17 protein-coding genes and 1 tRNA gene are annotated in these 14295 nt (G+C 34.6%); 11 read left to right on the top strand and 7 right to left on the bottom strand.

Annotated elements, in window-relative coordinates:
- Positions 1-61: 61 nt before the first annotated feature.
- Positions 62-1099: a hypothetical protein gene (locus U6A24_RS01980; protein ID WP_324178257.1), complete on the bottom strand. Its 1038-nt coding sequence runs from the start codon at positions 1097-1099 to the stop codon at positions 62-64.
- A 104-nt stretch (positions 1100-1203) separates the two neighbouring features.
- On the opposite strand from U6A24_RS01980, the gene U6A24_RS01975 reads away from it, so the two are divergent.
- The 11 genes from U6A24_RS01975 (at position 1204) to U6A24_RS01925 (ending at position 8450) form a co-directional block, all read left to right on the top strand.
- On the top strand, positions 1204-1791 hold the full coding sequence (locus U6A24_RS01975; RefSeq protein ID WP_324178256.1) for an RNA polymerase sigma factor: 588 nt from the start codon (positions 1204-1206) through the stop codon (positions 1789-1791).
- Positions 1788-2576 carry a tetratricopeptide repeat protein gene (locus tag U6A24_RS01970; RefSeq protein WP_324178255.1) on the top strand — a complete coding sequence of 263 codons (789 nt, stop codon included), beginning with the start codon at positions 1788-1790 and terminating at the stop codon, positions 2574-2576. The genes U6A24_RS01975 and U6A24_RS01970 overlap by 4 nt, the downstream gene beginning before the upstream one ends.
- Positions 2577-2705: 129 nt before the next feature.
- Entirely contained in the window at positions 2706-2993 is a 288-nt protein-coding gene (locus U6A24_RS01965; protein ID WP_324178254.1) for a hypothetical protein, read from the top strand.
- A 55-nt stretch (positions 2994-3048) separates the two neighbouring features.
- Positions 3049-3837 (top strand): TatD family hydrolase, encoded by a 789-nt coding sequence (locus tag U6A24_RS01960; protein ID WP_324178253.1) that lies wholly within the window; start codon positions 3049-3051, stop codon positions 3835-3837.
- Between the two features lie 34 nt (positions 3838-3871).
- Entirely contained in the window at positions 3872-4906 is a 1035-nt protein-coding gene (locus tag U6A24_RS01955; protein ID WP_324178252.1) for an asparaginase, read from the top strand.
- A gap of 67 nt (positions 4907-4973) precedes the next feature.
- Positions 4974-5064, top strand: a tRNA-Ser gene (locus U6A24_RS01950).
- Between the two features lie 80 nt (positions 5065-5144).
- Positions 5145-5948 carry a MotA/TolQ/ExbB proton channel family protein gene (locus U6A24_RS01945; RefSeq protein ID WP_324178251.1) on the top strand — a complete coding sequence of 268 codons (804 nt, stop codon included), beginning with the start codon at positions 5145-5147 and terminating at the stop codon, positions 5946-5948.
- A gap of 72 nt (positions 5949-6020) precedes the next feature.
- Positions 6021-6494 carry a hypothetical protein gene (locus U6A24_RS01940; RefSeq protein WP_324178250.1) on the top strand — a complete coding sequence of 158 codons (474 nt, stop codon included), beginning with the start codon at positions 6021-6023 and terminating at the stop codon, positions 6492-6494.
- 2 nt (positions 6495-6496) lie between these two features.
- Positions 6497-7105 (top strand): ExbD/TolR family protein, encoded by a 609-nt coding sequence (locus U6A24_RS01935; RefSeq protein WP_324178249.1) that lies wholly within the window; start codon positions 6497-6499, stop codon positions 7103-7105.
- Positions 7106-7131: 26 nt separating this feature from the next.
- Positions 7132-7614 (top strand): ExbD/TolR family protein, encoded by a 483-nt coding sequence (locus U6A24_RS01930; RefSeq protein ID WP_324178248.1) that lies wholly within the window; start codon positions 7132-7134, stop codon positions 7612-7614.
- Positions 7615-7742: 128 nt separating this feature from the next.
- Positions 7743-8450: a porin family protein gene (locus U6A24_RS01925; RefSeq protein WP_324178247.1), complete on the top strand. Its 708-nt coding sequence runs from the start codon at positions 7743-7745 to the stop codon at positions 8448-8450.
- Here the strand turns inward: U6A24_RS01925 and U6A24_RS01920 are convergent.
- The 6 genes from U6A24_RS01920 to U6A24_RS01895 form a co-directional block, all read right to left on the bottom strand.
- A complete protein-coding gene (locus tag U6A24_RS01920; RefSeq protein ID WP_324178246.1) occupies positions 8445-9050 on the bottom strand; it encodes a hypothetical protein in 606 nt (201 codons plus the stop codon). The genes U6A24_RS01925 and U6A24_RS01920 overlap by 6 nt on opposite strands.
- A complete protein-coding gene (gene rpoN, locus U6A24_RS01915) occupies positions 9050-10510 on the bottom strand; it encodes an RNA polymerase factor sigma-54 (protein WP_324178245.1) in 1461 nt (486 codons plus the stop codon). The genes U6A24_RS01920 and rpoN overlap by 1 nt, the downstream gene beginning before the upstream one ends.
- Before the next feature lie 303 nt (positions 10511-10813).
- Entirely contained in the window at positions 10814-11452 is a 639-nt protein-coding gene (locus U6A24_RS01910; protein ID WP_324178244.1) for a response regulator transcription factor, read from the bottom strand.
- Positions 11453-11712: 260 nt separating this feature from the next.
- Positions 11713-12396, bottom strand: coding sequence for a sensor histidine kinase (locus U6A24_RS01905; RefSeq protein ID WP_324178243.1), 684 nt, complete (start codon positions 12394-12396; stop codon positions 11713-11715).
- Positions 12397-12479: 83 nt separating this feature from the next.
- Complete coding sequence (locus U6A24_RS01900; RefSeq protein ID WP_324178242.1) at positions 12480-13139, bottom strand: hypothetical protein; 660 nt, start codon at positions 13137-13139, stop codon at positions 12480-12482.
- Positions 13140-13143: 4 nt separating this feature from the next.
- Positions 13144-13872 carry a hypothetical protein gene (locus U6A24_RS01895; RefSeq protein WP_324178241.1) on the bottom strand — a complete coding sequence of 243 codons (729 nt, stop codon included), beginning with the start codon at positions 13870-13872 and terminating at the stop codon, positions 13144-13146.
- Positions 13873-14295 lie beyond the last annotated feature (423 nt).

Below are 14295 nucleotides of genomic sequence, written 5' to 3'. Positions count from 1 at the left end.
TATGCCGGAATGTGCCGTAACCCCCGTTAACCTATTAAGTATATTCCAGTATGCTTATTTGTTAGGGCAATGCATTAATAAGCGCCACTAATTCTGCTTCAGTGCCCGTACTAGTGGATCCGATTACCTCTAGATGATCTTCTTCAATCGTAGCGGCCTGAATCGCATATACGTATTCGCCATTTTGTATAGAAACAAATATGATGTGTACTTCTAATCCGATTGGGATTAATCCGTAGTGCTCAGAGAAAAGCTCGGTTTGGGTATTATAAATATCCAGTAGAGCTAGGGCCGTAGGTTCTCCATCGTAAGATATGTATACATTAGAGTTGGTGTCGTCATATCCTTCGGGGACATCAACATAAAGAACAGTTTTTGGTCTTGGGTCGCTGTACCAACGATCAATATTAGTCCATCCAAAGTTGTCTATAAAACCTCCATAGACAGTTACTCCGGTACCGTTAGGTCCCTCACGTTGCATTTGTTCTAAACCGCCTTGTTCTTGTTCTTCCCAAACTACATCACATTCTAAATCATCTTCAATACAATTATCGTTTTGGCCATTAAAAAGCACCATTTCGTCATCAAATTCATTTGTTGGAGCGAATATTTGAAATCCATTGGCAAGTTCTAATTGTTCTTCTTCCAGAGTTGCATTTACATAGAATTCTCCTCCCGAGACCAAGGTTTCTATATCTCCATTAGGTCGTCTACCATTCGTTGGCATTTTGGTCAATAGCATTTTTGCTTTATCATATATTTCAATGAATTCGATAGTAACATTTCCGGTAACGGGATCACCGTTTTGATCTAGGAAACTATTAGGAGGGAAGAAAAGAATTGTACCTTCGTCACCTTGCACTTCTCCTCCCGCATTCGCGTCTAGAGTGTGAGTTTGCTTTGCATCTTCCCGGTTTTGTATAATTTTTGCGGTAACTTCTAATCCATTGATTGAGGGAGGAACACTCATCTCACTATCATCATTATTACAGCTTCCTAAAAATAGAATAGCTAATGCCAAAAGCAAAAAGCTCACCGTAGTTGTTTTTACACTCCTACTATTGTTCGGTAATGTGATTGTAATATTTCTTGTTTTCATAATTTTAAAATTTTATGGTTTACAATCTCATATCAATCCCCTTTCCTTTTTGTTACCCTTAATCCTGAAACTTTTTTTAAATTAGATGCACCAACCAAGTATGTATGCCAAATAATAAACCACATCCTGATCAGAAGTATATCGAGGCACTTTTGAAAAACGACACCGTACTGCTAGCTGAGATTTATGACAAATTTGCACCCAAGGTGGTGGGATATATCAAAAAGAATAGTGGAGATGATTCTGGAGCCCAGGATATTATACAGGAGACATTAATTACTATATACAGGCAAGCCAAAGAAAAAGCATTACAACTTACTTGCCCATTTGATGCTTACTTTTTCCTATTGTGTAAACGTAAATGGCTGAATGAATTAAAAAAATCTTCTCAAAAAGAGGTAACAATTAATGAAGAGGTTGTATCTATTAATGATGAGAGTGTTCGTTTTGCTGAAGAAACCGAAATTTTTAATGCAAAACACGAACTTTTTACCGAAATGTTTGACCAATTAGGGAAGGCTTGTAAAGAATTGCTAAAAGTAACTTTTACCATCAAATCGATGGAAGAAGTAGCGCAAAAACTAGGACAATCATATGCCTATGTTCGCAAAAAGAAGTCCTTGTGCATTGGTCAATTAACACAATTGGTTCAGAACACTCCTAAGTTTAATCAACTAAAGAATATGTTATGACCCCAGAAGAAAAATACGAACTATTCGAGAAGTTTTGCAGCAATGAGCTTTCTATCAACGAAAAGGCCAGATTAGACAAGTTGATAAGCGAAGATAAAACCATTGAAAAGGAATTACAGCTTTATAAAGAATTACACATTCACTTAGATGCTAGTTTTAATTTAGAAAAAGAGCAGGAGACTCTAAAGGCGAATCTAAAAAGGATTGGAGATGACCACTTTGCAAAGATACCTAAGGAAAAAGTGGTCAAAGAAAAAACAGATAAAAAGAATTCTGGACAAACTACAAAGAAGCCTAAAGTGATCAAGCTCCCTACTTGGTCCTATGCTGTAGCTGCTAGTATAGCAATAATCTTTGGGGTATACTTCTTTACTCAAAGCAATCCAACCTATAATGATTTTGCTGCAATACCAGAGTTGTCTATTTCTGAAAGAGGAGTAGATGAGGAGAATGTGAAAAATGCCGAAAACGCATTCAACAAACAAAACTATGCTATTGCAGAAAAATACCTTTCACTATTAGTATCAAAAGATCCTGAAAATGCAGAGTATCAATTTTATTATGCTATCTCATTATTAGAGCAAGATAAATATTCGGGTGCCTCAGAAGTTTTAGAAAAACTATCTCAGGGCAACTCCGTGTATAGATACAAAGCAATATGGTTTGAGGCCTTAAATCAACTGAAACAGAAAAAATACGATCAAAGTGCAAAATTGCTCAAAACACTTCCAAAAGAGGCAGAGGATTATAATAAAGCACAAGAGTTATTAAAAAAACTTGATTAAGTAGCTCATGATGCTGATTGCAAAAGTGTTAATTAACATTGTTTTTACGCTATAAAATGTTAAAATACTGTAATTTATAGCTTACAATTCCCACTAAATTTTCAGAGTCGAATTTTAAAAACGAAAGTCATGGAGGCTATTGATCATATAAAGCATATCGAAAAAGAAGAAATTAAATTTTTACATTTTCCAAAACAAGAAGTGTTAGGTAATAAAAGAGATAAACGTGATCGATATAGGAAATTAACCAGAGGACTTCGATTGGGAAATTTAGAGCATGTGAAGGTCAAAATTGTTTTTGCCGATGATGCAGGAATAAAAGAGGTAGAAACTACCATATGGGGAATTACAGATAAGTCTGTTATTCTGAAGCGATCTACTATAATTCCTTTGGAAAGAATCATAAGCATTTCATGATATAAGTTCAAATTTACCATTGTAATTGCGTGCAAAATTTATTTACTTTTGCCGCATGATTATTACCGATACACATACACATATTTATAGCGAAGCTTTTGATGAAGATCAGGGAGCAATGATGCAACGTGCCATAGAAAGTGGAATAACGCGTTTTTTTGTGCCAGCGATAGATTCGGCTTATACAAAAACAATGTATGAAGTCGAATCTCGATATCCAGAACATGTTTTTTTAATGATGGGCTTGCATCCAACTCATGTAAAAGAGAATTATAAAGAAGAGCTTGCACATGTTGAAGAGGAATTAGAAAAGCGTTTGCACTCAAAAGGAGACAAAAAATTTTACGCAGTTGGAGAGATTGGGATTGATCTTTATTGGGATAAAACGTTTCTCGAACAGCAAAAGGAAGCATTTCGGTACCAGATTCAATTGGCAAAAAAATATAAGTTGCCCATCGTAATACATTGTCGCGAGTCTTTTGAAGAAATTTTTGAGGTGCTCGAATCCGAAAAAGGGGATGATCTTTTTGGGATTTTTCATTGTTTCACAGGAACAATAGAAGATGCTCATCGCGCAATAGGTTTTAATATGAAGTTAGGGATAGGAGGAGTTGTAACATTCAAAAATGGAAAAATTGACAGGTTTTTGAATCAAATACCTTTGCATAATATAGTTTTAGAAACTGACTCACCTTATTTGGCTCCTACACCATATCGAGGAAAAAGAAATGAAAGTGCATACATAATCAATGTCCTTAATAAGTTGTCAGAAATCTATAATATGCCAGTAGAAGAGATCGCCTCGGTTACCACTCATAACTCCAAAGAAATATTTGGAGTATAGATCGACAATAACTTAAAATTTGTTCATTTGTATTATGAATTCATCACCCAACATACTTCTTATCTATACTGGTGGTACAATTGGTATGATCAAAAACTTTGAAACAGGAGCACTTGCGGCTTTTGATTTTGATGAATTATTGTTGAAAATTCCAGAGCTTAAACAATTAGATTGTTCTATAGATACGGTAAGTTTTGCGGAGCCTATTGATTCGTCAGATATGAATGTGGATCGTTGGAAGGACTTGGGAGATATAATCAATACTAATTATGATGCTTATGATGGTTTTGTAGTATTGCATGGTAGCGATACCATGTCGTATACAGCTTCTGCCATAAGCTTTATGTTCGAAAATCTGGCAAAGCCAATCATTTTTACGGGATCTCAACTTCCTATAGGTGATTTAAGGACAGATGCAAAAGAGAATCTGATTACTGCTGTTCAGATTGCGGCATTACGAGAAAAGGGTAAGCCCATTGTTACCGAAGTAGGGCTTTATTTTGAGTACAAACTTTTACGTGCCAACCGAACCACCAAAATAAATGCAGAGCATTTTGAAGCTTTTCAATCGTTGAATTATCCTATGCTTGTAGAGTCGGGAGTACATCTCAAGGTTAATAAATCATTTTTGCGCCTAGCGAACCGAAGAAAAAAAATGGTATATCACACTCATTTTGATAATAATATAGTTATTGTGAAGATGTTTCCGGGAATAAATGAAAAGATTATTCAACATATTTTTTCTTCTGAAGATATCAAGGGTATCATTATTGAGACGTATGGAGCAGGGAACACGACAACAAAAAAGTGGTTTGTAGATATCATTTCAAAGACAATTAAAAGAGGAATTCCTGTGGTTAATGTAACACAATGCGCAGGAGGAAGTGTTGAAATGGGGAAATATGATACTAGCGTGGCTTTAAAAAAAGCAGGGGTTATCTCTGGAAAGGACATCACAACAGAAGCTGCAGTAGCCAAACTGATGTACTTGTTGGGAGAAAATTTACCTCTTAAAGTCCTCAAAACCATTTATGAAACCTCGCTACGCGGGGAAATGTTAGAAAATTAACGCCTCAAATTTTAGTACTTAACATTTTTTTTGTTATTTGCTCCTCCCATTTTTTGGGAAAACTTTTAGAGAGGTGGCCGAGTGGTCGAAGGCGCACGCCTGGAAAGTGTGTATACGTCAAAAGCGTATCGAGGGTTCGAATCCCTTCCTCTCTGCCATTATATTTAAATTTTTGAAAGATTATATAATATTTTTATATCTTTAACCCTTTAACTAATTAAAATTAAGAATCAGCGCAATGAAAAGATTATTTTCTATTCTGGCAATCGCAGCGGTAATGGCTTTTGGAAACTTACAAGCAGCTACTGCACCTGCCCAGTTATTTACGGCAAACGTGCAATTATTAATTGCTCCTATAACTACGACAACAATACAAGAAGATGCAGCATCTGATGCTACAGAAGATTTATCCTTCCATCAAAACTTGAAAAAGCGTTTTATCGAAGGAGGTCCTGAATTTATGGGAATCGTACTTTTATGTTTAATCCTAGGTTTAGCGATTGCAATTGAAAGAATTATCTTTTTAAATCTTTCTACAACAAACACTAAAAAATTACAACAAAATGTTGAAGACGCACTTAATAGTGGTGGAGTAGAAGCAGCTAAGGAAGTTTGTAGAAATACGAAAGGTCCTGTTGCATCTATCTATTACCAAGGTCTTGACAGAGCAGACGAAAGCATTGATGCTGCAGAGAAAGCAGTTGTTGCTTACGGAGGTGTTCAAATGGGACAATTAGAGAAAAACGTATCTTGGGTTTCTTTATTTATCGCATTAGCACCGATGCTTGGGTTTATGGGTACTGTAATCGGTATGATCCAGGCATTTGATAAAATTGAAGCAGCAGGAGATATGCAGCCTTCACTTGTAGCAGGAGGTATTAAAGTAGCACTTCTTACTACTGTATTTGGTCTTATTGTTGCGATTATTCTTCAGATCTTTTATAACTACATTGTTGCAAAAATCGATAGAATCGTTAATGATATGGAAGATGCTTCGATCACATTGATCGATATGTTGGTAGCTTACAAAAACAAGAAATAATAAGATTTTTCTAAGTAAAGTAAGTAATCTTATTGTTTAATCGTGCGGTAAGCACCAAAAAAATATAAACACATGAAAATTTCTAAAATATTATCATATGTTGTACTGGCAGTAGGTATCATAGGGGCGATCCTTTGGTATGTGATGAGTAGTTCAATTAGTGATTTGATGGATCAAAATGGTGTTTCAGAGGCTAGAGAGCTTTCTTTGGATGAAGCGGCACCAATGGTAAGCCCATTGTATACGCTTACATTGATAATCTTTGTAGTCACCATTGTAGCAACATTGATTACAGTGTTTTCTACACTGGCTAAGAACCCTTCAGGTCTTAAAAATACTTTGATCGGAATCGTTGCTTTTCTAGTTGTCGTAGGACTTGGTTTTGTGATGGCAGAAGGAGTTGAAACTCCTTTGAAAGATGGAGAAGTACTTTCTGAAAGTGGATCGAAATGGGTAGGAACCGGATTGTACGCATTCTACTTCTTGGCTGCAGTAGCGGTTGGTTTAATGTTTCTTTCGGGTATTAAAAAATTAATAGGTAAATAATTATGGCAAGAAGATCAGCACCAGAAGTAAATGCAGGGTCTATGGCAGATATTGCATTCTTACTTCTTATATTCTTCCTGGTTACTACAACTATCGAAACCGATAGTGGTATTAGTCGTAAGCTTCCACCTCCACAGGATACGGATCAACCGCCTCCAATCTTGAAGGAGAAAAATATTTTTGTTGTTGAAGTGAATAAAAACAACGATTTATTGGTAGAGGAAGTGCCTATGGAGTTAAAAGACCTTCGTGAAGCAGCAATTAAGTTCTTGGATAATGGAGGAGGAACAGGTGAAGATAGATGTGGTTATTGCCAGGGAGCAAAAGATCCGTCTTCTTCAGATAATCCAACAAAAGCTGTAATTTCTTTACGTAACAATAGGGAGACTACATATTCTACCTATATTGCAGTTCAGAATGAATTGGTAGCAGCATATACTACTTTGCGTAACAGGGAGGCCGAGCGTTTATACGGTAAGTCTTTTGAGCAGATGGAGAAAGATCTTAAAGATGTTAATTACGCCGGTAACAAGGAAACTCTTAAGGAAGATATCAAGAAAATTCAGTTCTTATTCCCAGAGAAACTCTCTGAGGCAGAACCAAAGAAATAATTGTAATAACGTAAAACAAAATTCTTATGTCAAAGTTTAAAAAGAAAAAAAGTGGTGAATTACCAGCTATTTCTACGGCATCATTACCAGATATTGTATTTATGTTATTATTCTTCTTTATGGTTGCAACGGTGATGCGTCAAAATACTTTGATGATCGAAAATAAATTACCGTATGCAGATCAGATAGAGAAACTAGACAAGAAGAATTTGGTAATGTATATCTATGCAGGTAAGCCAAGTTCCAGATATCGTGCTAGTGCCGGTAATACAGCTAGAATTCAGCTTAACGATAAGTTTGCTGCTGTAGAGGATATTAAAGCTTTTATTCTTGCCGAAAGGGCATCCAAGAGGGAAGAAGAAGTTCCTTATTTAACTACCGCTCTTAAAGTAGATGGAGATACCAATATGGGTCTTGTTGGAGATATTAAAAATGAATTAAGAGAGGTTGAGGCCTTGAAAATTAATTATACCACAAGGCAAGGTAGCGCCAGTCAAAACCTTAAATAAAGGAAAGACTAGAAAGAATCTTTTATAAATAAAAAACCCGCCAAAAATATTTGGCGGGTTTTTTGTAATTTAAAGTTTTATCGTAATAGTATAAATTCAGAAGAAATTGATTTACTTTACGGATGTATATGAAGAAGTTTTTGCTGTATATTATAGGTACTTTTAATTTGTTTCTGGGTGTTTCTCAAGAAACGAAATCTAATGAACAGGAGTATAAGGCTATAGACTCGCTTTATAGAGAAGATCAATTTTATGTTGGGGTAACTTATAATATTCTCCTTAATAAGCCGGATAAAGTAGATCAATCTGGCTTTTCTGTGGGGTTACATTTAGGGTTTACTAGAGATATGCCTATTAATAAACGACGCAATGTAGCATTTGGATTGGGTCTTGGTTATTCGTTAAATGTATATAACCAGAATTTGTTTATTGGAGAAGAGGAGGAGACAGAAAGTAGTGTGTTTACAAGTTTAGAGGGAGAGGATTTTGATACAAATCGAATCACTACTCATTTGGTTGAAGCACCGTTGGAGTTTAGATGGCGAACTTCGGTACCAGAGACACATAAATTCTATCGAATCTATACAGGTTTCAGGATTGGATATCTTTATCATTTTAAGTCTAATTTTAAAGGGTCAAATTTACAGATAAAGCAAACAAAAGTAAATGAGTTAAATCGATGGAGATTTGGTGCTACTTTTACGTTTGGTTGGAACACATTTAATTTTCACTTTTATTATAGTCTAAACGCATTATTTGATGATAATGCCGTTTTAGAAGGAGAAAGTATAGGCTTAAATCCTGCCAAAGTAGGTTTGATATTTTACATTTTATAACCAAAAGTTGACTAGTGTCAATTGGGGGATTACTCCAATTAGAAATCCAAGTATTAGTTCAAGATTGCTATGAGCCTTACAATGTAAACGTGATGTGGCTACGAGGCCATTTGCAATCATAAGGGTCGAAATAAGCAGGATTAGATTCATTCCAAAGTGAATGCTCAAAGCAATAGTAAACATGGTAACGCCACTTATTCCAATCATATGAAGACTGGCTTTGATGTTAAAAAAGACCATGAAGATCGAGCTTAACATCGAAAATAAGATCCCCAAAAAGAAAAAGTAAAGCTCGGGGTAGTGATATATATCGATTATCATTTTTATTACCACAATCAACAGTATGGATTGTAATAATAAAGGAATTTTACGTTGTTTTACATTTTCCAGGTGAATCGAGGTAATAGTTCCCATATTCTTAAGAAAGAAAAACAAGACTATAGGAATTAAAACTGTGAGTACGGTTAGTCCAATAATTTTGGCTTTTATAATATCTTCAGGAATAAATCTGGGCGCCGCCATAAAATAAATTATAGCGCCCATCAAAGGCATTAAAATAGGGTGTAAAATGTACGAAACGCTTTTTAGAAAAAAGTTCATTAAATTTTTTTTCGTAGCCTGGCAACCGGTATTTCCAATTGTTCGCGGTATTTGGCAACTGTTCTTCTGGCGATTGGGTACCCTTTTTCTTTCAGGATTTTAGCAAGTTTTTCGTCGGTTAACGGTTTTTTCTTGTCTTCTTCACCAATCGTTATTTCTAATATCTTTTTTATTTCGCGGGTCGAAACTTCTTCTCCTTCAACATTGGTCATTGATTCAGAAAAGAATTCTTTGATCAGCTTTGTACCATAGGGAGTATCTACATACTTGCTATTGGCTACTCTAGATACAGTACTTACATCCATATCAATCTGATCGGCAATGTCTTTAAGGATCATTGGCCTTAGGTTACGTTCATCTCCGCTAAGAAAATAACTTTTTTGATAGTGCATTATTGCACTCATGGTGATAAAAAGTGTTTGTTGTCGCTGTTTTACTGCTTCGATAAACCATTTTGCCGCATCAAGCTTTTGCTTTATGAACATTACCGCGTCCTTTTGAGATTTAGATTTCTCTTTACTGGCTTTGTACCCTTGAAGCATATTATTGTACTCTCTGGATACATGAAGTTCTGGGGCATTGCGGCCATTGAGGGTGAGTTCAAGCTCACCATCTATAATCCTAATAGTAAAATCAGGAACTACATGTTCGATAATACGATTGTTGCCGGCATATGCTCCTCCTGGTTTAGGATTGAGATGCTCTATTTCATCAATGGATTCTTTTAATTGCTCTTCGGTGACATCGAATTTTGCCAAAAGTTTGTCATAATGCTTCTTGCTGAAATGATCAAAAGCCTTTTTTAATATTTCTGAAGCTAATTTTATAGGGATTGTGGTTTCTTTTCTATCGAGTTGAAGCCAAAGACACTCCTGCAAACTGCGAGCTCCTACACCGGCCGGATCCAATTGTTGTACAATTTTAAGAACGCTTTCGATTTTATCTTCAGTGGTGTATACATTTTGAGTAAAAGCAAGGTCGTCCAGGATATCTGATAGTGATCGTCGTATGTAACCGCTTTCATCCACACTACCGACCAAAAATTCGGCTATTTCTCGCTCTTCGTCATCAAGTCTGTAGGTGTTTAGTTGATTTACCAAATGTTGATGAAAAGAAGTGCCCGATGCGTAAGGCACACTTTTGTCTTCGTCATCAGAACTATAATTATTTGAGCTTAATCGATAACTTGGTATTTCATCGTCACTTAGGTATTCATCAACATTGATTTCGGTTTCTATTTTCTCGGTACCATAATCCTCATCTCCAAGGTTTTCATTGCTAAAAGCGTCTTCAAATTCATCTGCTTTTTCTTTGCCACTATCCAAAGCAGGATTTTCTTCCATTTCCTGCTTAAGTCTTTGTTCAAAAGCTTGCGTAGGAAGTTGAATCAACTTCATGAGTTGAATTTGCTGAGGAGATAGTTTTTGAGAAAGCTTAAAATTTAATTGTTGTTTTAGCATAAAAATATCAATGTTCTTCTACTCACAAAAATAAACAAAAAAACAGTGTTTTTATTGAAGTATAAGATGGTTAGTTTATTCAAAAAGTTGTTAAATCACAATATTTACCAAGATAATCGTGACTTTGTTTTTTGCTTTTATCAATAAACGAGCCAAAAGTAAGTACAATATGCAATAAAGATAATTTTTTTGGTATAAAAATATCTTAAAAACATGAGGTAATTATAGCATCTACCTTTCAAAGGTAAATGTTATTATTTTGAATTAGAGAATAATAAAGAATAAAAGCCTAACATTTATTTGTTAAGGAGTAAATATTTTACTCTTAATCGCATAAATAACAAGGCCTGTACGATTTTTAAGATTCAACTTTTCAAAGATAGAATCTCTATACCCTTCAATGGTTTTTGGGCTCAAGCACATGTCGCTGGCAATCTCTTTGTATGTTTTTTCGGTGCAGGCATGTTTTATAAACTCTACTTCTCGATCTTTGAGTACAACCTCTTTATCCTCTTTTGGATTTAACGATCCAAGCAATAGGTTGGTTACATCTTTGGTATGGTAGAAGCCTGTTTCCTGTACTTGTATGAGGGCGTTTTCAAGAATACTTTTTTCGGTATCCTTTAACAGGTATCCTTTTGCGCCTGCTCTTAACATTTTTAATATGGTGTTTTCGTCTTCTTCTACAGACAGGGCCAGTACCTTCACTTGTGGGTATTCTTCTTTTAATGCAGCTGTGGTTTCTATGCCATTCATGATAGGCATATTAATATCCATGAGCACGATGTCAGGAATGTTTTTTGGATCCTTAAAGCGTGTTAGCAATTCTTTTCCGTTTTTACAGATATATAATATTTTGAATTTATCAAATCCGTTTACTAACCCAGATAGGGCCTGAGATAATAAAATATGGTCTTCTACGATTACGACTGAATACTTCATCTGTTTAATTTTTAATGCTTTTCTAAATCATCAGACCTTTCTTGCCGGTAGGCGAGTAAAATTTGTCATTGGAGGGTTGAATTTAGGTTATGATCTTCAATGACTCGTTTTATGAGTTGTGATTTATGTGCGTTCCCTTAAAATATATTTACAAAATTAATCAACTTGTATTGATTATGTCTTTCAAAAACCAAGTCTTTCCTTCTTTTTAATTAAAATAAGGTCCTGGTTGTTCATCTAGGATGCTATATTGCCCAAAGCTAATTAACTTCAGTGTCTAATGATGTTAAACTTTTCTTATTATAAAAATAAGTGAGTGTCATAGCGGTTCCTTTACCTTCTTCAGAATCAATGGTAACTTCTGCACCGATTAATTTACATCTGTTTTGTATGTTGCCTAATCCTATGCCTCGTTTTGCATTGGTATTTGAGTTATCAAAGCCTATACCGTCATCACAGGCATGGATTACTATTTTTTCTTCATCATAATTTACGTTTACTACCAGGTTCGATGCTTTTGAGTGTTTGATAGTATTGGTAAAAAACTCTTGCAAAATCCTGAAAATTATAATTTCAATTTTGTCATCCAGGGGTTTTACCTCTTCGTTACTAATAATTGATGCATTAATAAACTGCATCCTGTTAAATCGTTCAATTTCAAGAGTAATAGCTTCGGTTAAATTAAGACTCTTTATGGCATCGGGGTTTATTAACTTTGATAGTGATCGTAGCTCGGTTAAACTTTTGGTTATAGTATCGGTTACTTCTTGTAGTTTCGCGGGGTCATCTTGGGCTATGTTTACCTGTATTTTGGCCAATGTAAGTAACTGGCCAATGTTATCATGTAGCTCCCAGCTTATATTGCGTAATGTCTCTTCTCTTATTTCGATCTGCGTTTCGGCAATAGCCGTTTCAAATCTCTTCTGAGCCTCTTTTTGCTGCATCAACAAGCTGTTTTTTCTTTTCTGAAAAATTAAGAAAAGAAAAACAATTATTGCTATTAGCATAATTAAAATACAGCTGGCAATTAATATGATTGTTTCTTGTCGCTCCATATAAAGCCTATGATAAAGCAAATATTTAAGACTATAATTAATAAATAATTAATAGAAAAAAGCTCATTAAATCCTCCTATGTTTGCATAATAATTTAGTGCTATTCTAAAAGGAATGCTTCCAGCATAAAAAAGCAGAAAGCCAATACTTATCCAGAATAAAAGGTTTTTTTTAGCATGAAGAACTTTTTCGGTGCTTAAAATCCCTACGAAATAAAATATTATTGCAACAATCAATAAAGCTGAAGCAACTATAAATGGTATTGTTTGAGAGCTTGTTAAATAATTCTCGAAAAAGCCATTTATAACGAATATTAGTAAATATAGAATACTCGAAAATTGAATAATCCTTTTTTTCTTTTTATTCTTTACAATGGCACTATATAAATAGAATAAAAAAGTAAAACTGATCAAGTAAAACAGGTTAAATAACCATGCATTATTTTCTACTAAGCGATATTCAACAATTATGTAACCAGAGATTTCTAATAAGACTATAAACCATAAATAAAACAAAAAGAATTTAAGCACGGAATTTTTGTACTTCGAATAGAATATCGTACCTAAGATTGCAGAAACTAGTTCTATTATTGTAGAAAAGTTTCTTAGTATTATTAAAGTCTCTTGATCCACAGTTTTATTGGTTTGCGTCCTTTATATCTGATGGCGGAGGGCTTAACTGACCAGCATTTCTGGCCTGAGATTCTGCCCCATTATAGATTATTGAACTAGAAGGTAAAATTGATATCACCGCAGCTTCTTGTATTACTTTTTCTTCATTGGATAATTGTCCTAATCCTTCATTTAGAGTGTCTAGGACACTAATTAGGGGAACTGCACTCGTTTTATTGCCAGATCTTAAAATTGCATATGATAAATCCCCTTGTTTTTCTCCGCTTGAAAAAACTGTGGTAGGGTTGAAAAATAGAGTTTGTTTAAATTTTTTGTCCTTACCTACATTACTACCATATTGTCCAAAATAAAAGCGTAGTTGAGAGATCTTTATATTTGCTTCTTCTGCATTGTTTTGAATGAAATCTAGATAGTCTATTAATCCCTGATAATCGAAAGAAACAGCTCTGGAAGTTTCAAATGATGGATCGTTATTTCTTTGTCTCGTGTAATTTCGAATTACCGTATCCAAATTGTCAAAATTATCGTAAAAATCTAAAATCTCAACAAATGATAGAGTGTCTACTGGGTTTCCGCTAGGAGGATAAGGGCCAAAATCCCTTCCTTGCTTGCCAAAAATTAAAAACGCAATTAATGCACCTAAAAGAGCAACACCTAAGTATTCTATTGGATACTTGCTGATTCGATTAAAAAAGTTCGGTTTTTCTTGTTCGTTGTTTAATTCGCCTGCCATGGTTTAGGTTTTTTAAGATGTTAGTGAATCTTAAAAATACTATTATTCTCTTGTTTTTAAAAAGGTATCCCAAAATTTGTTAAAGAAAATAGAAGATAACACCTTGTTAATTAAGGGTTTTTGTAAGAATTGCAGTTGTAGGAATTAAAAACTAATAGAGAAAAAAAGGGGGAAAAACCCCTGTTTAAATGAGGGGATTGACTCTTTTCTTTGTTGTAAGGTTTTAATTGGTGAGTTTTTCTTAGTAACGAAAAATACTTAAAGTTTTCATAAACCCCAATGAAAAGGTTTTTGTAAGAGCAAAATAGCTACGATAATTTTCGTTTCAAATGCCGATAATTTTTCGTGATAATTGTGATTTTCTAAATACGATATCGTTTTTGGTTGTATATCTGATAATTCCAATTTTTTGAAATTAAATTT

The organism is Aquimarina gracilis (genome assembly GCF_035285365.1).
Classification (GTDB): domain Bacteria; phylum Bacteroidota; class Bacteroidia; order Flavobacteriales; family Flavobacteriaceae; genus Aquimarina; species Aquimarina gracilis.
The sequence above is the reverse complement of the archived record's forward strand: the minus strand, read 5'-3'. Positions and strand labels throughout refer to the sequence as shown.